Origin of the sequence: Campylobacter sp. IFREMER_LSEM_CL2194 (assembly GCF_025771685.1) — a bacterium.
Taxonomy (GTDB): domain Bacteria; phylum Campylobacterota; class Campylobacteria; order Campylobacterales; family Campylobacteraceae; genus Campylobacter_D.
Genome location: NZ_JAKMQS010000002.1, coordinates 113,025 through 133,735 on the forward strand (window position 1 = coordinate 113,025; position 20,711 = coordinate 133,735).

The window sequence follows — 20,711 nt, forward strand, 5'->3', positions numbered from 1 at the left end:
TAAAACTTAATTATAATGTTTTTTTTAAAACACAAGGAGAATGTATGAAAGATATGGGAGAACCTAAGCTAAGAGTTATAGCTATGCCAAGCAATACAAACCCCGCTGGTAATATCTTTGGTGGTTGGATCATGTCACAAATTGATCTAGCCGGAGCCATTGCCGCAAGAGAACTTTCCCCACAAAGAGTTGTCACAGTTGCGGTAGATAAAATCATTTTTAAAGAGCCAATTTTCGTAGGTGATTTGGTATCTTGCTATGCAAAAATCATCAAAGCAGGTAATACTTCTATCACCGTAGAAGTAGAAGTAGTTACTCAAAGAGCTAATGAATATGGCCGTGTGTATTGTATGCATGTAACTTCAGCTGTAGTAACTTATGTGAGCGTAGATAAAGATGGAAATAAATTTCCTATTGATGCGGATTTAAAAAGATTACATGGCTTTTAATATGTTTTATTGTATTTTTAAAAAACTTTTTATATCATCACAAAAAATTTTCTAAGGCTTATATATGCGTGGATATAAAATATTTTCTGGTTCAGCAAATGAAGAATTTGCTAAAAAAATCTCAAAATACCTTTCATTGCCTCTAAGCAATGCAGGTGTGAAGCGTTTTAGCGATGGTGAAATTAGCATTCAAATAGATGAAAGCGTGCGTGGTAAAGATGTATTTATCATTCAAAGCACTTGCGCTCCAACAAATGATAATCTAATGGAACTTTTAATCATGACAGATGCATTGCGTCGCTCAAGTGCAAGCTCTATCACAGCTATCATCCCTTATTTTGGTTACGCTAGACAAGATAGAAAAGCAAGCCCTAGGGTGCCTATTACTGCAAAATTAGTAGCAAATCTTATAGAATCAGCTGGTGTGGATAGAGTAGCTACCATAGACTTACATGCTGGACAAATTCAAGGCTTTTTTGATATACCTGTGGATAATCTTTATGGAAGTATTATTTTTAATGATTATATCAAAAATAAAAACTACAAAAATCCTATCATTGCAAGTCCTGACATAGGTGGTATAGCAAGAGCTAGAAGCGTAGCAAAAGCTTTAGGACTTGATATAGTTATAGTAGATAAAAGACGCGAAAAAGCTAATGAAAGCGAAGTGATGAATGTCATCGGCGATGTAAAAGATAAAGAAGTGATTTTAGTAGATGATATCATCGATACAGCAGGAACCATAGTAAAAGCTGCTGAAGTATTTAAAAGCAAAGGCGCAAAGTCAGTTATAGCTTGCTGTACTCACCCTGTACTTAGTGGTGTAGCTTATGAAAGAATAGCTAAAGATGCGCTTGATGAGCTAGTAGTAACTGACACTATACCTTTAAAACAACAAATGGATAAAATCAAAGTCTTAAGCGTAGCACCTATCTTTGGAGAGGTAATACGCAGAGTTTATCACAATGAAAGTGTGAATTCTTTATTTGTATAAATTCTTTGCAAGGATTACCTTGCAAAGAAAATCTAAACTTCAAATAATTCTACAATTTTATATTAATTAAAACTATATTTTGCTATAATTAATAAATTATTATTAATTAAGGAGCTATTATGATTAAAAATTTAATCTTAAATTTTGGTAGAACTATACTTGATATAGCGGCTGCATTAAGCTTTATTATAGCGATTATTTATTCTATTGCGCTAATGTTTACTCTAGGATTTATAGCAGGTCTAGTAACACTTATTGGATCTTTAGTTGCGATATTTTTAAGCTTTTTTGTAATTTATCTTGTCATAGATATAAGAGATGCACTAGTTAATAAAAACTAAATTACTGGTGGAGACGAGGGGAATTGAACCCCTGTCCAAAAATAAAACAACCACGGCATCTACATGCTTAGCAAAGGTGAAAATTTCATCTAGCCAAACTCACCTTCCAAAATTTCAAGCTAGACTAAGACTTTAACTTCAATCAAAACTTGTCAAATTTCAATCTACACTATCAAAAATGACCAAATTCTAAGCTAGATAGTATCACTTAAAATTCAGGCTCAACTGAACTTACGCAGCTTTAGCGTAAGCAGGAGCAAATTTAACGTTGTTTGCGTTTAATTTTAATTTGAGCTTTATACGCTTTGCTCAAAGCGACATGCCACCAAGGCCACTCTACTCCTGTCGAAGCCAAGTCGTCCCCATTATTTAGAAATTTTATCTGGAACATTTGCAATTTGAGGGTTAAATACGCTTAAAAAAGAAGCATTTTTTTCATAATCACTGCAATATCTATCAAGCTGCTCACCCACTAAAAACATCCAATCCACAAATTCATCGCTAGCAGGCCCATCAAATTTAGCTGCTTCTTGCATAATTTCCTCACAAAATGTGCAAAAATTTGCAATCTCATCTAAATTTAATCTTTTAGCAGCCCAAACCACGTTGTGGATATTTTGCTCTAAGTCTTTTAAAGCTTCTTTGTATTTTAAGCTATCACTGCTTAGCTTTACTATCAAAGGCTCTAAAACATCGCAAAGACTTCTAAAAAAATACAAAAAACGCTCGATTTCTTCAAGCTCGTAATCTAACTCTAATTGCTCTAAAATTCCCATAAAAACTTCTATAATCTAAGTTTAAATGTTTATTTTAGCAAATTTTAGATAAAATTAAAATTTCTTACAAAATAAAATGGAAAAAATATGGATAGAATCGTAGAGATTGAAAAATTCTCCCCTGATGAAACTTATGAAACGAGCCTTAGACCTTCAAATTTTGATGGCTACATAGGACAAGAAAACATTAAAAAAAATTTAGAAATTTTCATCAAAGCTGCTAAAAAAAGAAATGAATGTCTAGATCATATCCTTTTTAGTGGGCCTGCAGGACTTGGTAAGACAACTTTAGCAAACATTATCTCATATGAAATGAATGCAAATATTAAAACTACCGCTGCACCCATGATAGAAAAAAGCGGGGATTTAGCTGCGATTTTAACTAACCTTAGTGAAGGAGATATTTTATTTATCGATGAAATTCATCGCTTAAGCCCTGCCATAGAAGAAGTGCTTTACCCTGCTATGGAAGATTTTCGTCTTGATATTATCATCGGTAGTGGCCCTGCTGCGCAAACAATCAAAATCGATTTACCTAAATTTACTTTAATAGGTGCTACTACAAGAGCAGGTATGCTAAGCAATCCTTTGCGCGATCGCTTTGGCATGCAATTTCGCTTGGAATTTTATAAAAATGAAGAACTTGCTATCATTTTAGAAAAAGCAGCTCTAAAGCTTAATAAAACTTGTGAAAAAAAAGCTTCTTTAGAAATAGCCAAACGCAGTCGCTCAACCCCAAGGATTGCTTTAAGATTGCTTAAGCGTGTAAGAGACTTTGCTGATGTAAATGATGAGGAAATCATTAGCGAAAAAAGAGCTAAAGAAGCGCTTGATTCTTTAGGGGTAAATGAGCTTGGTTTTGACGCGATGGATTTGCGGTATTTAGAGCTTTTAACTGAAGCTAAAAGAAAACCTATAGGACTTTCTAGTATAGCTGCAGCATTGAGCGAGGATGAAAATACCATAGAGGATGTGATAGAGCCATATTTACTAGCAAATGGTTATATAGAAAGAACAGCCAAAGGTCGTATTGCAAGCTTAAAAAGTTTTGATGTTTTAAAATTAAAATACAACAAGGGTTTATTTGATGAAAAGTAGTAATTTTTTCTTAATTAGTTTTATTTTATTTATTTTATTTTGGGTGCTTTTTTTATTTAAACCTTTTTTGATGAATATAGCCATAGCAAGTTTAATGGCTGTTTCTACTTCTAATGTTAATGTTAAATTCTTAAATATATTCAAAGGTAAAAAAGTCATAGCAGCAGCAGCTACCACTGCTTTTATGTTAGCTTTATTTTTTATACCTTTTGTATATGCTATTATAGAACTTGCAAAAGCAGCTAGCGGTTTTAATATAAGTTATATTCATAATACCATAGAATATTTTAAAAATTATTCTTTGCATCTACCTGAATCTTTAAACTTTATAGAGCCAAAAATCAAAGAGGCATTAGCAAGTATTGATTTAAATTCCATCTCTAAAGATGTTTTAACCTATCTTTCAAGCGCAACTAAATTTGGGACTAAATTTCTAACTGATATGGTGTTAATTTGTGTGTTTTATTTCTTTGCTAATCTTTATGGAGCCCAACTCATTGGCTATATAAAAAGCATAGTACCTATGAAAAAAGAAGAAACTCAAGGCATTTTAAGTGAAGTGAGCAATGTAATGTCTGTTGTGTTTTATTCTATGGTGCTAAATGCCATTTTGCAAGGAGTGCTTTTTGCTATCATTACTAAATTTTATGGTTATGATGCGATTTTAATGGGAATATTATTTTGCTTTAGCTCTTTAATCCCTGTTGTAGGCGGGGCATTAGTTTATGTGCCTGTTTCTTTATATGAATTTGCAAACAACAATCTAAGCGGTGCTTTAGTGATTTTCATTTATAGTGTGGTAATGATATCTTTTATCGCAGATACTTTAGTAAAACCTTATATCATTAAATGGATCAATGAAAAACTTGTTCAAATTCCAACGCAAATTAACGAACTTTTAATTTTCTTTGCGATGATAGCAGGAATTTCAAGTTTTGGCTTTTGGGGTATTATCCTTGGACCTGCTATTTTGACTTTCTTTATTTCTACTTTAAAATTATATGTGATTTTAAAAGAAAAACATTTTGTATAAAGGCGATTATTTTTCAATAATCGCTAAAATTTCTTCTTCGCTTGTGAATTTTTTATTATATTTTATCACTAAAAATTTAGAGTTTTTATATACATCTAAAACTCCATTTATGCCTTTAATTATATTTAAATCATGTTTTGTTTCTAAAGACAAATAGACATTTTTAAAATCTGCTGGACTTTGTAAAAACAAAAGCAACACAAACCAAATTACAGACAAAGCTATCAAAATAAAAGCAAGAGAAACTAAACTAAAATGGTGTAAAAAATACCCTCCAACAACACCACCTAAAAAGCTTCCAAGATAGCCAAAAGCATTAAACACACCCAAAGCTGCACCTTTTTCATTTACCTTGGCAAATTTACTCGCACAACTTTGCATAATAGGCTCATGTAAATTAAATCCTATAAAAAACACTACAACACCCACCATAAACACTAAAGCATTATGCGAAAAAGCAAATATAACATAAGCGATGATGAAAAATGCCACACCTAAAAGCAATATCTCTTTACTTAAGCCTCTTTTTTCTCCCAAAGATCCTGATAAACCCATAGCCAAAAACCCAAGCACCATAGAGCTAACATAAACATGCCATAAATTCTCACTTGGGTAATTAAACTCATGTACTAAAACCAAAGGAATACTTAAAAACGCAATACTCATAAGCATTTTTTGCATACAATTAGTAAGATTCATCAAAGCTAAGTTTTTTTCTTTTAAAAGTTTTTTTAATGGAGTTTTAGTATTTTCATGCACTATTGTATGCTCTTTTGGTACAACGCTAAATAAAAGCACGATACAAATTAAACTCAAAATCGCACTTAAATCAAACAAACTTGAAAGTCCAAATTTAGCACTCATTAAAGGAGAAAGCACCAAAGAAGCTGCAAAAGAAAGTCCTATAAATGAACCCATGATAGCCATAGCCTTACCGCGATTTTCTTCATTGATAAAATCACTTATCATAGCAGTAGCTACTGCTCCTATGGCTCCTGCACCTTGTAAAAGCCTTCCAAACATCATCGTATAAATATCATCAGCATATGAACATACCAAAGAACCTATGATAAACACCACAAGTCCTATTAGCATAGTTTTTTTACGCCCTATTTTATCTGAAATGATTCCAAAAGGAACTTGCAATGCCATTTGAGTTAGAGCATACACACCTACTAAAAGCCCTACTAAAAACTCATTGGCTCCTTTTAAATTTAAAGCATATAAACTTAAAACCGGCAAAACTATAAATAATCCAAAAAATCTAGTTCCTACAATAAAAGACAAAGGTAAAACGGTTTTTAACATCTTTTCTCCTTATAAAGGATAATTTTACTATGATTTTGATAAACTTTTTTTAAAGTCAAAACAAAAAGAGTAATTTATGAAGAAAAAATTGAAAATCATTCTAGCAACTTCTAACGCACATAAAGTAGAAGAAATCAAAAAATTTTTAACTACTTATGAAATTTATGCCTTAAATGAAATCATCACCCCTTTTGAAATCATCGAAGATGGCACGAGTTTTAAAGAAAATGCTTTGATAAAATCTAAAGCTATTTTTAATGCTTTAGGCAAAAAGCAAGATGAATTTATCACCTTAAGTGATGATAGTGGTATAAGCGTAGAGGCTTTAGACAATGCACCAGGGATTTTTTCTGCAAGATACTCTCAAGAAGGCACTGATGAGGCCAATAGAAACAAGCTCATCCAAGCCTTACATGAAAAAAATCTACATCAAAGCAAAGCTTTTTACACTGCAGCCATAGCTATAAGTTCAAAATATGGACATTTTAGTACGCATGGATATATGCATGGCCTTGCTATTGATACTCCAAGGGGTAATAATGGCTTTGGATATGATCCTTTATTTATCCCAAAAGGTTTTGATAAAACCTTAGGTGAATTAGATGAGCAAGTAAAATTAAAAATTTCACACCGCTCACAAGCACTAATGTTTGCTACTTACATCTTAAGAGCATTAGAAAAAATGGAGTATTAATGAAACAATTTATAAAATATATGCTTATTGCTTTTGGGCTTTATATGATTTGGATGTTGCTTTATTATAATTTTGCTTAAGATAATGATAGCTTAAAATAAAACTTGGTAATAAAAAAAGCGAACCAAACAAAAGCAAACTCATAGCCAAAACCGTAAGCAAGCCAAAATAAATCGTCGGGATAAAATTACTACTAATCATCACTAAAAAACCTAGAATAATCGTAACACTAGTATAATAAATCGCACTTCCTATACCTATATGTGAAGCTTTTATAGCCTCTTCTAAGCTTTTATGTTTTAATTCTTCTTTAAAACGATGAATATAATGAATCATATCATCAACCCCTATTCCTATACAAATAGCAGCTATGGTAATGCTCATAATATCAAGTGGTATATTGAAAACACCCATTAAACCAAACACCAAAGCCAAAGGTATGAGATTGGCCAAAATCGCCACAAAAGCATAAACAAAACTTCTAAAAATCACCACAAATAAAGCAAAAATCACAAGCACCACAAAGGCTAAAGTGTCAAATTGTGATGAAAAAAGACTTTGAAGCATATTATTATACAAAGGCATAATACCACTGATTTTAACTTCTACATTATCTTTTTGTAAAAGTTCTTTTAAGTCTTTTTCAAGCTGTTTTAAAAAAGCATCGCGTCTTAAATTTGGATCACTATCTAGCATACGCACGCTAAATCGCAACTCATTATTTTCCACACTTACAAAAGGGGTTAAAACTTGCTTTTTAAAATTCTCATCTAAATTTTCATATAAAAACGCCAAGGCAAAATCATCTAAAGCCTTACCATCATTAATGCTTTTTCCAAGCTCTAGCAAACTTTGTAAGCTAAGCACAGAACCTACATATTTTTGCTCACTTAAAAACTCATGAACCTTAGCAGCTATTCTTGTTTTTTCACTACTAAAAAAATATCTATCATCTTTAGCTAAATCATCAAATTCTTGCTCAAACTCATCTAAACTTTCATTTTGTTTTGGACTTTGCTTAAACTTGACAATCACATCTAAAGGCATAGTTCCACCCAGCTCTTTATCTATAATCAACAAACCTTGTTTAATCCTAGAACTATCTTTAAAATAACTCACAAAGCTATTTTCTACTTTGATTTGTAAAATTCCATACAAAGCAAAAGCCACGCAAAATAAACTTATGCCATAGATCACTTTTCTATGTTTTAAACTTGCATTTGCACAAAAACTCAAAAATTTCAATGAATTTTGATTAAGCTCTTTAAAATTTAAACGTGGCATTAGTACCAAAATACTTGCAAAATAAATATAAGCTAAAATCAAACTCACGCTAATACCAAGACTCATCATAATACCAAGTTTGATAATAGGCTCAATATCTGAAAAGACAAAACTTAAAAACCCAACAACTGTGGTTAAAATAGCATAAAAACTAGGACTTGCTTTATCAAGTAAGGTTGAGAGTAAAAGTTTATAAACACTAGCTTTTGGGTGTTTGTTTAAATTTTCTATAAAATGCACGATCAAATGTATCACAACAGAAACAGTGATAATAAGCACCAAAGCTACATAGTTTGAAGACACTACGGTAATATCAAAGCCCAAAAGTGCGAAAATCCCACTTGAAGTAAAAAGTGAAATCACACAAATTCCCAAAGCCAAAAACACCAAACGCAAAGAGCCAAAAAACCACCAAAGTGCTATAAATAAAAGTCCTACTAAGCTAAAACCATAAATTTTTAAATCACTTTTTACATAATTAATCATATCATTAGCGATCATTTCTACACCACCAAGGTGCAAAAAGTCTCCATTTTGACTATACTTAGATACTATTTTAGTAATTTCTTCTAATCTTTTTGCGCTAAATTCTCTTGAGTTTTCTTGGTGTTTTTTAATCAAGGCTCTAAAATACTCTTTTTCATTTTCACTTTTTGCATTATCCCTTGAATTAATCAAGTCATTATAAACAAGATCAGGTGCTAGATAAATCAAAATTCCCGTTGTTTTTCCATCTTTTGAGATGATATTATTTTTATAAAATGGTTGATTTAAAATTTCTTTTTTAGCTAGATTAATATCCACATCTTGACTAAAAATATTAGGTATATTTTGGATAAGCTCTTTTAACTCTTTACCTTTAGAACTTGCAAGCAAAGGCGCATTAGTGATAGAAAATACCTTTTGCACACCATTGATTTTTTCTAAATCAAGAGTTAAATTTTTTATAGTTTCTAAATTTTCTTTAGCAAAAATATCTTTATCTTTAGGAGCAAAAGCAAGCATTAAAAAATTATCATTGCCATAACGTGCTGAAACTTCTCTATATAGTTTCAAACCCTCATCATGCTCTAAAAGCAAGCTTTCAGCACTTGCATCAACACTTAAATTTTTAGCAAAAAAACTAAAAAATACACAAAAGATTAAAGTAATCCCCAAAGTTAGCTTTGGGAAATTAAGAAAGATTTTTAAAATTTTACTTAACATTATTTAGAAAAATCAACACTAGAAAGCTTTTTAAGCAAGGTTTTAAAATCGCCATTTTGCAAGACATCTTTAAATTGTGAGCGATAAGTTTGTATGATACTTATACCAAAAATATCTACATCATAAATTTGCCAATCATTATTTTTATCATAAAATTTAAAAATTACAAAATTTTCTTTGCCATCTACTATCATAGAAGTTTTCAAAAAAGCTCTTTTGTTTTTTTCTTCTAAATTAATCACTTTTAATTTTTGAGAATCATACAAAGCAAGCTTATCTGTGAAACTTTTTTTAAGGTTTTTTTCAAAAGCTTTGTTAAATTCATTTTTTTCATTTTCACTTAATTTTTCATATCTTGTAGAAAGACTAAGCTTAGCCATAAGCTCATAATCAAAAACACCATCAAATAAAACAAAGATTTTTTCCGCCGCTTTAACTTTATCATTTTTATTTTGATCTAATATCTTTAAGCTCTCATCAATTTTTTCTTGCATAGTTTTAGAAATATCTTGCAAATTTAAAGCAAAAGCAAATGCTACACTAAAAAGCAAAACTATGATTTTTTTCATTTTATCTCCTTATTTGATGAGTTCTTGGCGTCTTTGTTCATACGCATCACGTATAAAAGTATAATAATCTACACTATTTTGGTAAATATCATCTATTTTTTCATACTCAAAACTTAATTCATTTAATTTTAATGCAGCATTTACGCCTGCTCCAACCCAAAGATTCTCAATATATCCCTCAGGCACCATAAACCAATTTACAGGCAAAGCTAAAGCATCTCTTACATTATAAGGACCTAAAAGTGGAAGCACTAGGTGTGGTCCACTACCTACTCCCCATTTGCCCAAAGTCGTTCCAAAATCAGCCTCATAACTTTTTAAAGGAGTTTTGCTCGCACTATCTAATAAACCAAATCCAAAAATCACATTCACACAAAATCTTCCAAATTCCTCGCCAGCTTTTCTAAATTCTAAACTTAAAAGGTGATTGATAAATCTAAAAGGCGATCTTGTGGTATCAAAAGCATTTTTTACTCCTGTTCTTATAAAACTTGGAGTAATACTTTTATAAGAAAGTGCAGCCGGTCTTAAAAAATAAGTATAAAGATCATAATTAAATTTACTCATAGCTTTATTATAGGTATAAAAGCTATCTTTGACTTCTTTTTTTTGATATTCTTGTTCAAAATCTTCAAAGTCATTTGCCAAAATCAAAGTATTAAAAAATAAACACAAACTTAGTATGTATTTTAACAAGCTTTTTCCTTTTAAAATTTCATAAATTGAAATCTTAAATTATACAAAAATTAAAATAAATTTTTACATTAAAATGCTTTTAAAATATTCTTTAAAAAAATTAAAAATTTTTATTTTATTATGAAATAAGTCTTAGAAAATATGCAAAAAATACAAATTTATTTTTGCTTTTAAAAATAAGCTATAATTTTTTCAAAATTTACTACCAAAAGGATAAAAAATGAAAAAAATTTTCACCCTGCTTTTTTTGTGTATTTTTGGCTATGGCGCTGATGTAAATATCGCTGCAGCTGCAAATGTAGCTTATGCTTTTAAAGCCTTGCAAAAAGAATTTCAAAAAGAAAACCCTGATATTAGTATCAATGTAAGCTTAGGTGCTAGTGGAAATTTAGTCTCACAAATCAAAAATGGAGCGCCATTTGATATATTTATGGCTGCAAATATGAAATTTGCACAAAGCTTGTATGATGATAATTTTGCTAGTACAAAACCTATTATTTATGCTCAAGGAGCTTTAGCTTTACTCAGTGTTAGAATGGATTTAAACAAAGGATTAGACACACTTAAAGAAGAAAAAGTAAAAATCATTACCATAGCTAATCCCAAAGCTGCTCCTTATGGTCAAGCTAGTATAGAAACTTTACAAAATGCTAAAATTTATGAGCAAACAAAAGCTAAAATCATCGAAGCAAAATCCATAGGAGAAGCACTTACTCAAACATTAAAAGCAGCCGATGTGGGTTTTATAGCAGCAAGTGCTTTATATGAAGATACGCTAAAATCTTATAAACTCCAAGAAGGAAAAAATTATATTTTAATCGATCCAAAGCTTTATGAGCCAATCAATCAAGGCATTGTTATCACTTCTTATGGTAAAGATAATGCCAAAGCTAAGAAATTTTATGATTTTATTTTAAGCAAAAAGGCTAAGGAAATTTTCAAAGCTTATGGCTATAATATCCCATGATTAAAGCTAAAATAAATACTATAAAAAATCATGAAAATATAAACTGGGTAGAATTTCTTATAAAAAAACATAAATTATATATGCTTGCTTTAGAACTTGATGAAAAAGCAAGCATTGATCAAGAAGTTTTACTTGCTTTTAAAAGTAGCGAATGCTTACTTAGTAAAAAAAATTTAGAAAACTCATTTTTAAATACCTTTTATGCAAAAATCATTGATATTTTTCAAGGACAAATCATCACTATCATAAGATTAGAAAATGAAATTTGCACTTTCGAAGCTCAAATTAGCACTCATGAGTTTTTAGAGCAAGACTATCAAAAAAATGATTTTGTATTTGCTTATGTACATCCTAGCGCTTTATTTATCAAAGAGTATTTATGCTAAAACTTGACTTTGAAAAAATCTTTAAAAATAAAGAAAAAGAATTTAAACTTAAGGTTAAATTTGAAGTTAAAGAAGGAGAATTTTGTGCTATTTTTGGAAAAAGTGGTAGTGGTAAAACTACGCTTTTGAGAATTTTAGCAGGTTTTGAAAAAGCACAAGGAATTTGCACTTTTAATAATACTGTATTTTTTGATGATAAAAACTTTCTAAGTCCACAAAAAAGAAAACTTGGCTTTGTTTTTCAAGATTATGCTTTATTTGAAAATATGAATGTAGAGCAAAACTTACTTTTTGCCAAAAAAGATCTAAAATTTGCTAATGAACTTTTAGAACTTTTAGATTTAAGCAAACACAAAAAAAGTCATATTTTAGAACTAAGTGGAGGACAAAAACAACGCGTAGCTTTAGCAAGAGCCATTATGCAAAAACCCAAACTTTTACTTTTAGATGAGCCATTTAGCGCCCTAGATAATGAGATAAAACTACACTTACATGATTATCTTTTAAATATACATAAAACTTATAAAATCACTACTATTTTAATCAGTCATGATGTAAGTGAAGTTTATAAACTGGCTAATAAAGTCATCATTTTAGAAAATGGAACTATCATCAAAGAAGGCTCGCCTAATGAAGTTTTTTTAAAGACGCAAGGCTCACAAAAATTTGCCATAAAAGCACGCATTTTAAAACTACAAAAGCAAGATAGCATATTTATAGCCATACTTGCCATAGGTAATCAAATCAGCCAAGTAGCACTAAGCCCTTTAGAAGCTAAAGATTTTAAAGAAAATGATGAAGTACTTTTGAGCCAAAAAGCTTTTGCGCTAAATTTAACTAAGATATAAAAAACAATGCTAAAATAAGATAAATTATTACAGGGTTATAAATGACTTATGGATTTTTTATCTTAAAATTTTATACTAGCTTATGGACAAAATGGAAGATAAAAACTGCATATGGTTATTTTTTCTACGCCATAGCTCCACCTTTTATCCTTTTGTAGTTTCATTTTTAATTAATTTAAAAGGATATAAAATGCATTGGTTAGTATTAGCAATTAGCATAATTTTTGAAGTAATTGCAACAAGCTCGATGAAGTATGCAAGCATAAGTAAAAATAATCTTTATTTAATCGTTTTTGCGGTGTTTTTTTCATTTTCTTTAGCAGGTTTGTTTTATGCTTTGAAAAAAATTGATTTAAGCATAGCTTATGCAACTTGGGCAGGTTGTGGTTTGGCACTTGTTAGCGTGGTGGGATTTTTAATCTTTAAAGAAGCAATAACCATTAATAAAATCATTTTTATTATTTTAATCATCACTGGAGTAGTGGGATTAAAACTTAGTGCTTAAGCCTTTTGGCTTAAAGCACATTCATACTTTGTATCATTACTTTTGCTTTACATTCAGCACAGCAATATAGTGTTTTTATCTTAGCTTCATCACCCATAAATCTTGGCTTCATAATGCTAGCGATTTTTTCAATGGCCTTTTTAGTAGCAAATTCTTTCCCACATTCTACACAAGCAAAAAGTTCATCTTGAGCTAAAACCATAAAAGAAAAATACTCTTTTTCTAAATCTATCCCACTTCTTTGAAGCATTAAAGTATCTTTTTCAGCACAACTTGCCTCACAATATCCACAGGTAGTACATAAGCTTGCATTAAATTTCAAAGAATTATCCTTAGCATCAGCCACTAAAGCTCCTACATTACAAGCTCCCACACAAGAAAGACATAAGGTACAGGTATCTGTATTGATAGTGATTTTTCCATAGCGTATCCATTCTTTACTTGGGATATTGCCTAAATTTTCTTCCTTTATAAGCTCTCTTAATCTTATAGCAAAATCTTCTCTTTTTAAAAGCGCAGGATTATAAGAAATAAATTTGAGATTTTCTATAAAATGTGCTTGATTTATAGCCTCCAAAAGTTCTTTTTCATCTTTAGCTAGAAAAATTGCATTTTGTTTAAATTTTCTTTGAAAAATTTCATTCATCAAAGCTATCACTTCTAAAGCACCTTGCGATAAGCCATCGCTATAAAAAACCACACTCGCACCACTTGTTTGAAGCATAGCTAAAAAATGTGCTTGATCAAGATAGTTTTCACCTTTAATCATAAAAGGCATTACATCTTCTTTTAAAGTGATATTTAAATTTTCTATAGACATTTTTTCAGGGATGATTAAAATGATTTTATCTTCATAAAATTTTAAAATTTCATAAAAGCTATTGCGTGGCATAGGTGCATAATCAAGCGCCCCGCTAGGACAAATCCCCACACAATCACCACAGCTTAAACAATCCACATGAGAAAATTCTAATTTTCTTTGCTCATCATCTTTTAAAATAGCCACACTAGGACAAATTTCAGCACATTTTCCACAATGAACACTTCTTCTTTCATGATATTGACAAATGCTATCATCATAACTAATATAATTTCTAAATTTATATTTTGGAGAATTAGAATTTAAAAGTTTTATAATTTCTTCTTGACTTAAAGTAGTTAAATCATAACAACCACTTTGTTGATCAAAACTTTCTTTTTTTACATCATATAAGAAAAAATCACAATCAATTTCTACTTGCTCATTATCTTTTAAAGCTATCACGCAAAGCTCGCCCACGCAACCTAAAACACCCAAACATTGCTCATTGTTTAGTTTTAAAACCTTGTATTCTTGTTTTTTTAAGCTTTCAATAAGCTCATTTTGATCCTCATTGCTTACGATAATTACATTTTTACCCACTTCTTTTGTGTATTCTAAATCAAGTCCCAAATCATAAACCTTAGATCTAATCTTATATAAAGACTCAATAGTTTTAGCTTTTTTAAGCACATCATCTTGTGAGTTTTTAAGGTAAAAATTAATCTCAGGCGCATAAACTTCAGGGTTTAAAAGCTTTGAATTTCCTATAAAAACTTCTTCATCACAGGCTTTTTGAACTATGCTAATATCATCACTTAAAGGAATTAAATCTTCATTTTCTAAAAATACAAAATCTTTCATAATGCTCTCTTTTAAATTTTTTAATCTTAATTATATAAATTTCATTATAAAAAAGTTATAATTTTACTAATTTATTCTTAAGGTTTAAGATGAACAAATTTAGAAATTTTCCACCCATAAACACACTTATAAACGATGAAAACTTGGCTAATTATCCTTTGTATTTAAGATCTCATTTTGCAAAAATAGTTGTTTCAAATTGTAAAAAAGAACTAAGTAAAAATGAAAATTTAAATTTTAGCTTGCAAGATTTGCTAAGTAAAATTGCTCAAAGCATTGATGAGTTTTTAAATATGCAAAGTCAAAGTTTGATCAATGCTACCGGAGTTATCATTCATACTAATCTTGGTCGTAGTATTATTGATGAGAGTATTTTTGAAAGAACTAAAGAAATCATCTGCTCTTATTCAAATTTAGAGTTTAACATGCAAAGTGGCAAAAGAGGCTCAAGGTATGACGCACTTAGTGCGAATTTAAAAATATTATTTGATTGTGAAGATTGCTTAGTTGTTAATAATAACGCTTCGGCTGTATTTTTGATCTTAAACACCTTAGCAAAAAATAAAGAAGTTATTACTTCAAGAAGTGAGCTAGTTGAGATTGGAGGAAATTTTAGAATTCCTGAAGTTATGCTAGCAGCTGGTGTTAAGCTAAAAGAAATAGGCACGACTAATAAAACTCATTTATATGATTATGAAAAAGCCATCAATGAAAATACTAAAATGATTTTAAAAACTCATCGTTCTAATTTTGCTTTTAAAGGATTTTTTGAAGAAGTAAGCTTAAGCGAAATTCATGCTTTGACAAAAAAGAAAAAACTCATATCTTATTATGATTTAGGTGCTGGCTGGTGTGAAAAAATTAATAAACAACTTAGCAAAAACGAGCCAAGTGTGAAAGAGCTTTTAAAACATTGTGATATTTTAAGTTTTAGCGGTGATAAGCTTTTTGGTTCTACTCAAGCAGGCATTATACTTGGAAAGAAAAAATACATTCAACAACTAAAGAAAAATCAACTTCTAAGAATGTTAAGGGTTGATAAAATCACTCTAGCTTTTTTAAATGAAACTACCAAAGCATACTTAGAAAAAGAATATGAAAAAATTCCTACACTAAAACTTTTAAATGATGATTTAAAAACCATAGAAAAAAAGGCTCTTTTTGTCAAAGAAAAAATTCCTACAAAATGTGAGTTAAAAACTTCTAAAAGTTTAGTAGGCGGTGGCTCTATGCCTGATAAAAGTTTAGCTACTTTTGTGCTAAGTTTTAATGAAAAAGCTTTGCTTTTACAAGAAAAATTTAGAAAAAAAGGTGTGATTGGCCGTGTTGAAAATGGACATTTTATACTAGATTTTAGAAGTATTTTAGAAAAAGATTTAAACCGTTTAATCCACGCTATCAAAGAGGTATTTCATGCATAGTATTATCATAGGCACTGCTGGACATATTGACCATGGTAAAACCTCACTTATTAAAGCTTTAAATGGTTTTGAAGGTGATGATTTAAAAGAAGAGCAAGAAAAAGGCATTACGATTAATCTTAGCTTTTCAAATTTAAAAAGTGAAAATTTAAATATTGCTTTTATCGATGTACCTGGACATGAAAGTTTGATTAAAACTATGATAAGTGGTGCTTTTGGCTTTAGAGTATGTATGTTTGTCATAGATATAAACGAGGGTTTAAAGGCTCAAAGTATAGAGCATTTAAGGGTTTTGGAATTTTTAGGCGTAAAAGATGTAGTGCTTATTTTAAGTAAGGTTGATTTATGCAAGGATTTAGCGCAAAAACAAGCAGAGCTTTTAAAAGAATTAAAAGCCTTTAAAATCAATATCTTAAAAGTTTTTCCAACTAGTATTTATGATGGGCAAAGTATATTAAATTTAAAAAACTATCTGCTTAGTTTAAAGCCTAAAGAAAATGATGAAAATTTGATTTTTAGATACTACATTGATAGGGTTTTTTCTTTAAAAGGTATAGGAACAGTAGTAACAGGAAGCTTAAATGAAGGAAAAATCAGCAAAAATGAAAAAATATTTTGCCTTGAAAATCAAAAAGATATCATTGTAAAAAACATACAAATTCATGAAGAAAATGTTTTAGAAGCAAAAGCTTATAATAGAGTTGCTTTGAGTTTAAATTGTGATTATCATGAGTTAAAAAAAGGCTATGTATTAAGCAAAAAAGGTGTCTTTAAAAGCTTTAAAAGTATCGATGGAGTTGTTTTTAATACAGAGATTAAACACGGGAGTATTTTAGAATTTTGTAGTGGCTCAAAAAAGTTTAATGCAAAAATTAGTGTAATCAAAGAATTTGAAGATAAAACTTATATTAGCTTAGAGTTTGATAAAAACTTACCTTTGTGTTTTGATGATAAATTTATCTTGCTTGAAAATGGGCGTATTAAAAGTGGTGGCGTGGTATTAAATGCAGTGAGTGAGCCTTTAAAAAAAGATATAAAAGCTAAGTATTTAGCACTTTTAGAACAAAAAGATTTTAAAAAAGTATTTGAGTTTTTAAAACAAACTCACAAACTTGGCTTTGGCTTACTTTCAAGCTATCAACGCTTTAAACTCACTCATGAACAAGCTTTAAACTTAGCAAAAAGTTTAGATCATGTTTTTGTCGATGAGCAAGCTTTAAATGTATATGATTTAAATGCTATGCAAACTTTGAAAGAATTTATTGATTTTATTTTCTCTAAAAATCCTTATGCTTTAATCTCACCTCATTCTATCGCCTTAAGGCTTAGCTGGGCGAGTGAGAGTTTTTGTGCTTATGTACTCAAGCAAATGCAAGAAAAATTAGATTTTAAAGACGGCATATGGTTTTTAAAAGGACAAAATTTTGAAAAATTACAAGAAAAGGCTCATTGTGAGCTTTATGAAATTTTAAAAAAAGAAGGCATAAAACCTACTGCACCTTACAATCTTTATGAGTATTTAGAGCTTGATAGGAAAAATGGAGATCTTATCTTAAAAAAACTCACTAAAGAAAACAAAGTCAAAAGATTAGCGCATAATCTTTTTATAGAAAAAAATGCCCTTGAAAATCTCATGCAAGAGTTTTTAAAGCTTTTGCAAAATCATCATTTAGATGTCGCTTTTGTAAAAAATCATTTTCAAATTTCAAGAAAATACGCCATAGCTTACTTAGAATACCTTGATAAAAACTATCCTCAAGTGATAAAAATCGAGGAAAAAAGAATGCTAAAAGTCTAAGTGTTAAAATTTACATTTTATAATGATAAAAATTTAAATTAAAGGAAAAAAATGAAAAAATCTCTAGCTCTTTTAACTCTTGCTAGCTCTTTATTTGCTGCAAGTAATGAAGAAATTATTAATTTTTTTAAGAAAAATCCAAATTTATCAAATGCAAATATTAGTGTTTCTAGTAGAGAAAAAATTCCTGATACTAACTTTGAAGCCGTGATAGTTAATTTTGAAATTAGTGGTAAAAATTTCCAAGAAATCGTTTTCACTCAAGATAATATCATCACAACTGAAGTAATTGATGTAAAAAAAGGTGAATTTTATTCTCAAGTTTATCAAGCAAAACTCATGGAAAAACAACAAGCTGAATTTTCAAAAAAAGCTCTAGTGGAACTTAAAAAAGAAAAAATGTTTGTTTCTTTAGGCGATAAAAACAAACCTTTGCTTTATGTTTTTAGCGATCCTGAATGTCCATATTGTAGAATGCATTTAGATAAAATAGAAGAAACACTAAAAACTCATCAAGTTAAATTTATCTTAACTCCTATCCATGATACAAGCGCATTTGAAAAATCTGCATTAATCTATAAAGAAAGTAAAAATGCTAAAGACGATGCACAAAAAATTGCTATCATGAAAAAATACTATGATAAAAATTTAAAAGATTATAAAAAACCTAGTGAAGCTGAAGTTAAAGCAGTAAGAGAAACTTTTGCAAAATACTCTAAACTTGGTCTTCGCGCCGTACCAACCATAATCGATGCTCAAAAATAATCTTTTCTTGCTTGCGCTTGCACTATTTTTAAGTGCTTGCACAGGCCCTATGCAAACTTTTATCCAAACAAATAATGAGGGTATTTTCCTACATGCTAATAAAAATCAAAGTTTTTCTTTACACATCAATAATCCTTCAAAATTAAACACAAATTTAGAGGCCAAACTCGCTCAAAAATTACAAAATTTGGGATTAGTTTTAGATAATACTCAAAGTGATTATAAAATTTATATCAATATAGTAGATTTTAAGAAATTTTCTTACGCACAAAGACTAATTGCTTCTAATGCGAGATTTTTTTATAATGACTTTGATAAAATAGATAATGTTTTTGAAATGGAAGTAGAAAATTATTATCTTTTGCAAGTTAATTTACAAATTAGTTCCAAAAACTCTACTCAAAGCACCTCACTTTTAGCAAGAACTGCTTATCTTGGCAATATAGATAGAGCCAAAGAATCTTTAGAAGAAAAAATCGCTAATCAAATAACAAGCTTTTTTTATATGCATTAAAGATGGCATTTAAGCCATCTTTTTAAATATAACCATGATCAATCATCGCATCAGCTACTTTTTTAAAGCCTGCTATGTTTGAACCTACTACTAAATTTCCTTCATGATTATAAGCTTTTGCACACTCGTATGAATTTTCAAAAATATTTTTCATAATCTTATGCAATTTTGCATCAACTTCATCAAAACTCCATTGACACATACTTGCATTTTGTTGCATTTCAAGTTGAGAAGTCGCTACCCCGCCAGCATTTGCAGCCTTAGCTGGAGCAAATAAAAAGTCTTTTTGATTTAACATAAAATCAATCGCTTCAAGTGTGCTTGGCATATTAGCTCCCTCTGCTACCATACGACAACCATTATGATATAAAGTTTTAATATCTTCTAAATTTAACTCATTTTGCGTAGCACTTGGAAAAGCTATATCACAAGGTATACTCCATACCCCATTACAACCTTGTTTATACGCACTTTTTGGAGTAAAAATAGCACCTTTTTTAAGCGCTGCATAATCACTCACCCTAGCTCTTTTTACTTCTTTAATTTCTTTTAATAAATCTAAATCTATTCCATCTTTATCATAAACAAATCCATCGCTATCACTTATTGTGATTGCTTTTGCACCAAGTTGGTGTAATTTTTCTATGGTATAAATTGCCACATTTCCACTACCTGAGACTGCACATTCTTTTCCTTCTAATGCATTGCTATATTTTGCTAGCATTTCTTGAGTAAAATACACGCAGCCATATCCTGTTGCTTCTGTTCTTGCTAAACTTCCACCCCATGGAATTTTCTTTCCCGTTAAGGTTCCATCAAAATTAGAGCTAATTTTCTTATAAGCTCCAAACATATATCCAATTTCCCTAGCACCAACCCCTATATCACCAGCTGGAACATCAGTGCTTGCACCTATGATTTTTGAAAGTTCAGCCATAAAAGCTTGACAAAAACGCATAATTTCTGCTTCACTTTTACCCTTAGGGTCAAAATTTGCTCCACCTTTAGCACCGCCTATCATCAACCCTGTTAAAGAATTTTTAAAAATTTGCTCAAAACCTAAAAATTTTAAAACATCCAAATTTACACTAGGATGAAATCTAAGTCCACCTTTATAAGGACCTAAACTAGAATTAAACTGCACTCTATAGCCAAAATGTGTTTGAGCTTTACCTGCATCATTGATATATACAACTCTAAATATAGTTGTTTTTTCAGGCATTACAATACGCTCTAATATTGCATGATCTTGGTAGGTTTTGTTAGATTCAAGTAAAGGTTCTAAAGAATTTAATACCTCAGTTGCTGCTTGAAAAAAGATAGGTTGTCTTGGGGAAATTGTTTGAATTTTTTCTAAAGTTTCGTTGATATATTGTTTAGCCATACTCATAAATTG

The 20,711-nt window shown here is 30.0% G+C and carries 21 protein-coding genes and 1 other RNA gene; 14 read left to right on the forward strand and 8 right to left on the reverse strand.

The features are described from left to right. Nucleotides 1–44 precede the first annotated feature (44 nt). From L8V79_RS01585 to L8V79_RS01595, 3 genes are all read left to right on the forward strand, one after another. Entirely contained in the window at nucleotides 45–449 is a 405-nt protein-coding gene (locus L8V79_RS01585) for an acyl-CoA thioesterase (protein ID WP_039619080.1), read from the forward strand. Between the two features lie 64 nt (nucleotides 450–513). Next, on the forward strand, nucleotides 514–1,443 hold the full coding sequence (locus L8V79_RS01590) for a ribose-phosphate pyrophosphokinase (RefSeq protein ID WP_039619082.1): 930 nt from the start codon (nucleotides 514–516) through the stop codon (nucleotides 1,441–1,443). Nucleotides 1,444–1,562: 119 nt separating this feature from the next. Further along, nucleotides 1,563–1,784: a hypothetical protein gene (locus L8V79_RS01595; RefSeq protein ID WP_263702249.1), complete on the forward strand. Its 222-nt coding sequence runs from the start codon at nucleotides 1,563–1,565 to the stop codon at nucleotides 1,782–1,784. Nucleotides 1,785–1,789: 5 nt separating this feature from the next. Here the strand turns inward: L8V79_RS01595 and ssrA are convergent. Both ssrA and L8V79_RS01605 read right to left on the reverse strand, forming a co-directional pair. Continuing rightward, nucleotides 1,790–2,148, reverse strand: a transfer-messenger RNA (tmRNA) gene (ssrA, locus tag L8V79_RS01600). 1 nt (nucleotide 2,149) lies between these two features. Next, on the reverse strand, nucleotides 2,150–2,560 hold the full coding sequence (locus L8V79_RS01605) for a histidine phosphotransferase (protein WP_257399298.1): 411 nt from the start codon (nucleotides 2,558–2,560) through the stop codon (nucleotides 2,150–2,152). An 87-nt stretch (nucleotides 2,561–2,647) separates the two neighbouring features. On the opposite strand from L8V79_RS01605, the gene ruvB reads away from it, so the two are divergent. Further along, the gene (ruvB, locus tag L8V79_RS01610) at nucleotides 2,648–3,658 is read left to right on the forward strand and encodes a Holliday junction branch migration DNA helicase RuvB (RefSeq protein ID WP_039619088.1); all 1,011 of its coding nucleotides are present in this window, start codon (nucleotides 2,648–2,650) and stop codon (nucleotides 3,656–3,658) included. Next, nucleotides 3,648–4,691: an AI-2E family transporter gene (locus L8V79_RS01615; protein ID WP_263702250.1), complete on the forward strand. Its 1,044-nt coding sequence runs from the start codon at nucleotides 3,648–3,650 to the stop codon at nucleotides 4,689–4,691. The genes ruvB and L8V79_RS01615 overlap by 11 nt, the downstream gene beginning before the upstream one ends. A gap of 6 nt (nucleotides 4,692–4,697) precedes the next feature. On the opposite strand, the gene L8V79_RS01620 is transcribed toward L8V79_RS01615, so the two are convergent. Further along, nucleotides 4,698–5,999, reverse strand: a complete 1,302-nt coding sequence (locus tag L8V79_RS01620) for an MFS transporter (RefSeq protein WP_263702251.1) — start codon at nucleotides 5,997–5,999, stop codon at nucleotides 4,698–4,700. Nucleotides 6,000–6,087: 88 nt separating this feature from the next. On the opposite strand from L8V79_RS01620, the gene rdgB reads away from it, so the two are divergent. Further along, the gene (rdgB, locus tag L8V79_RS01625) at nucleotides 6,088–6,693 is read left to right on the forward strand and encodes an RdgB/HAM1 family non-canonical purine NTP pyrophosphatase (protein ID WP_263702274.1); all 606 of its coding nucleotides are present in this window, start codon (nucleotides 6,088–6,090) and stop codon (nucleotides 6,691–6,693) included. Nucleotides 6,694–6,717: 24 nt separating this feature from the next. On the opposite strand, the gene L8V79_RS01630 is transcribed toward rdgB, so the two are convergent. Genes L8V79_RS01630 through L8V79_RS01640 form a run of 3 tightly spaced genes read right to left on the reverse strand, consistent with a single transcriptional unit; the run spans nucleotide 6,718 to nucleotide 10,448 of the window. After that, nucleotides 6,718–9,183 carry an efflux RND transporter permease subunit gene (locus L8V79_RS01630; protein WP_263702252.1) on the reverse strand — a complete coding sequence of 822 codons (2,466 nt, stop codon included), beginning with the start codon at nucleotides 9,181–9,183 and terminating at the stop codon, nucleotides 6,718–6,720. Continuing rightward, nucleotides 9,183–9,752 (reverse strand): ABC transporter substrate-binding protein, encoded by a 570-nt coding sequence (locus tag L8V79_RS01635; RefSeq protein WP_263702253.1) that lies wholly within the window; start codon nucleotides 9,750–9,752, stop codon nucleotides 9,183–9,185. The genes L8V79_RS01630 and L8V79_RS01635 overlap by 1 nt, the downstream gene beginning before the upstream one ends. A gap of 9 nt (nucleotides 9,753–9,761) precedes the next feature. Continuing rightward, nucleotides 9,762–10,448 (reverse strand): VacJ family lipoprotein, encoded by a 687-nt coding sequence (locus tag L8V79_RS01640; RefSeq protein WP_263702254.1) that lies wholly within the window; start codon nucleotides 10,446–10,448, stop codon nucleotides 9,762–9,764. A 220-nt stretch (nucleotides 10,449–10,668) separates the two neighbouring features. On the opposite strand from L8V79_RS01640, the gene modA reads away from it, so the two are divergent. The 4 genes from modA (at nucleotide 10,669) to L8V79_RS01660 (ending at nucleotide 13,154) form a co-directional block, all read left to right on the forward strand. Further along, the gene (gene modA / locus L8V79_RS01645; RefSeq protein ID WP_263702255.1) at nucleotides 10,669–11,415 is read left to right on the forward strand and encodes a molybdate ABC transporter substrate-binding protein; all 747 of its coding nucleotides are present in this window, start codon (nucleotides 10,669–10,671) and stop codon (nucleotides 11,413–11,415) included. After that, a complete protein-coding gene (locus L8V79_RS01650) occupies nucleotides 11,412–11,801 on the forward strand; it encodes a hypothetical protein (protein ID WP_263702257.1) in 390 nt (129 codons plus the stop codon). Before modA ends, L8V79_RS01650 begins: the two co-directional genes overlap by 4 nt. After that, on the forward strand, nucleotides 11,795–12,649 hold the full coding sequence (locus L8V79_RS01655) for a sulfate/molybdate ABC transporter ATP-binding protein (protein WP_263682392.1): 855 nt from the start codon (nucleotides 11,795–11,797) through the stop codon (nucleotides 12,647–12,649). The genes L8V79_RS01650 and L8V79_RS01655 overlap by 7 nt, the downstream gene beginning before the upstream one ends. A gap of 190 nt (nucleotides 12,650–12,839) precedes the next feature. Then, entirely contained in the window at nucleotides 12,840–13,154 is a 315-nt protein-coding gene (locus tag L8V79_RS01660) for a DMT family transporter (RefSeq protein WP_147574684.1), read from the forward strand. 10 nt (nucleotides 13,155–13,164) lie between these two features. Here L8V79_RS01660 and L8V79_RS01665 read toward each other — a convergent pair whose 3' ends face one another. Next, the gene (locus L8V79_RS01665) at nucleotides 13,165–14,817 is read right to left on the reverse strand and encodes a 4Fe-4S dicluster domain-containing protein (protein ID WP_263702258.1); all 1,653 of its coding nucleotides are present in this window, start codon (nucleotides 14,815–14,817) and stop codon (nucleotides 13,165–13,167) included. 89 nt (nucleotides 14,818–14,906) lie between these two features. Between L8V79_RS01665 and selA the strand changes: the two genes are divergently transcribed. The 4 genes from selA to L8V79_RS01685 are packed head-to-tail and all read left to right on the forward strand — an operon-like array spanning nucleotide 14,907 to nucleotide 19,315. Then, nucleotides 14,907–16,238 carry an L-seryl-tRNA(Sec) selenium transferase gene (gene selA / locus L8V79_RS01670; RefSeq protein ID WP_263702259.1) on the forward strand — a complete coding sequence of 444 codons (1,332 nt, stop codon included), beginning with the start codon at nucleotides 14,907–14,909 and terminating at the stop codon, nucleotides 16,236–16,238. Next, the gene (gene selB, locus L8V79_RS01675; RefSeq protein WP_263702260.1) at nucleotides 16,231–18,036 is read left to right on the forward strand and encodes a selenocysteine-specific translation elongation factor; all 1,806 of its coding nucleotides are present in this window, start codon (nucleotides 16,231–16,233) and stop codon (nucleotides 18,034–18,036) included. The genes selA and selB overlap by 8 nt, the downstream gene beginning before the upstream one ends. A gap of 51 nt (nucleotides 18,037–18,087) precedes the next feature. Further along, the gene (locus L8V79_RS01680; protein WP_039642184.1) at nucleotides 18,088–18,801 is read left to right on the forward strand and encodes a thioredoxin fold domain-containing protein; all 714 of its coding nucleotides are present in this window, start codon (nucleotides 18,088–18,090) and stop codon (nucleotides 18,799–18,801) included. Next, a complete protein-coding gene (locus L8V79_RS01685; protein ID WP_263702261.1) occupies nucleotides 18,788–19,315 on the forward strand; it encodes a hypothetical protein in 528 nt (175 codons plus the stop codon). Before L8V79_RS01680 ends, L8V79_RS01685 begins: the two co-directional genes overlap by 14 nt. A 22-nt stretch (nucleotides 19,316–19,337) precedes the next feature. Here L8V79_RS01685 and gdhA read toward each other — a convergent pair whose 3' ends face one another. Next, nucleotides 19,338–20,705, reverse strand: coding sequence for an NADP-specific glutamate dehydrogenase (gene gdhA / locus L8V79_RS01690; protein ID WP_263663405.1), 1,368 nt, complete (start codon nucleotides 20,703–20,705; stop codon nucleotides 19,338–19,340). Nucleotides 20,706–20,711: the final 6 nt, after the last annotated feature.

Coding starts and splice junctions, on each gene's coding strand:
- L8V79_RS01650 (WP_263702257.1), top strand. CDS start 11,412: ATGATTAAAGCTAAAATAAATACTATAAAAAATCATGAAAATATAAAC.
- L8V79_RS01680 (WP_039642184.1), top strand. CDS start 18,088: ATGAAAAAATCTCTAGCTCTTTTAACTCTTGCTAGCTCTTTATTTGCT.
- L8V79_RS01585 (WP_039619080.1), top strand. CDS start 45: ATGAAAGATATGGGAGAACCTAAGCTAAGAGTTATAGCTATGCCAAGC.
- L8V79_RS01620 (WP_263702251.1), bottom strand. CDS start 5,999: ATGTTAAAAACCGTTTTACCTTTGTCTTTTATTGTAGGAACTAGATTT.
- ruvB (WP_039619088.1), top strand. CDS start 2,648: ATGGATAGAATCGTAGAGATTGAAAAATTCTCCCCTGATGAAACTTAT.
- L8V79_RS01685 (WP_263702261.1), top strand. CDS start 18,788: ATGCTCAAAAATAATCTTTTCTTGCTTGCGCTTGCACTATTTTTAAGT.
- selB (WP_263702260.1), top strand. CDS start 16,231: ATGCATAGTATTATCATAGGCACTGCTGGACATATTGACCATGGTAAA.
- modA (WP_263702255.1), top strand. CDS start 10,669: ATGAAAAAAATTTTCACCCTGCTTTTTTTGTGTATTTTTGGCTATGGC.
- L8V79_RS01590 (WP_039619082.1), top strand. CDS start 514: ATGCGTGGATATAAAATATTTTCTGGTTCAGCAAATGAAGAATTTGCT.
- L8V79_RS01660 (WP_147574684.1), top strand. CDS start 12,840: ATGCATTGGTTAGTATTAGCAATTAGCATAATTTTTGAAGTAATTGCA.
- L8V79_RS01595 (WP_263702249.1), top strand. CDS start 1,563: ATGATTAAAAATTTAATCTTAAATTTTGGTAGAACTATACTTGATATA.
- L8V79_RS01630 (WP_263702252.1), bottom strand. CDS start 9,183: ATGTTAAGTAAAATTTTAAAAATCTTTCTTAATTTCCCAAAGCTAACT.
- selA (WP_263702259.1), top strand. CDS start 14,907: ATGAACAAATTTAGAAATTTTCCACCCATAAACACACTTATAAACGAT.
- L8V79_RS01665 (WP_263702258.1), bottom strand. CDS start 14,817: ATGAAAGATTTTGTATTTTTAGAAAATGAAGATTTAATTCCTTTAAGT.
- L8V79_RS01635 (WP_263702253.1), bottom strand. CDS start 9,752: ATGAAAAAAATCATAGTTTTGCTTTTTAGTGTAGCATTTGCTTTTGCT.
- L8V79_RS01615 (WP_263702250.1), top strand. CDS start 3,648: ATGAAAAGTAGTAATTTTTTCTTAATTAGTTTTATTTTATTTATTTTA.
- L8V79_RS01605 (WP_257399298.1), bottom strand. CDS start 2,560: ATGGGAATTTTAGAGCAATTAGAGTTAGATTACGAGCTTGAAGAAATC.
- gdhA (WP_263663405.1), bottom strand. CDS start 20,705: ATGAGTATGGCTAAACAATATATCAACGAAACTTTAGAAAAAATTCAA.
- L8V79_RS01655 (WP_263682392.1), top strand. CDS start 11,795: ATGCTAAAACTTGACTTTGAAAAAATCTTTAAAAATAAAGAAAAAGAA.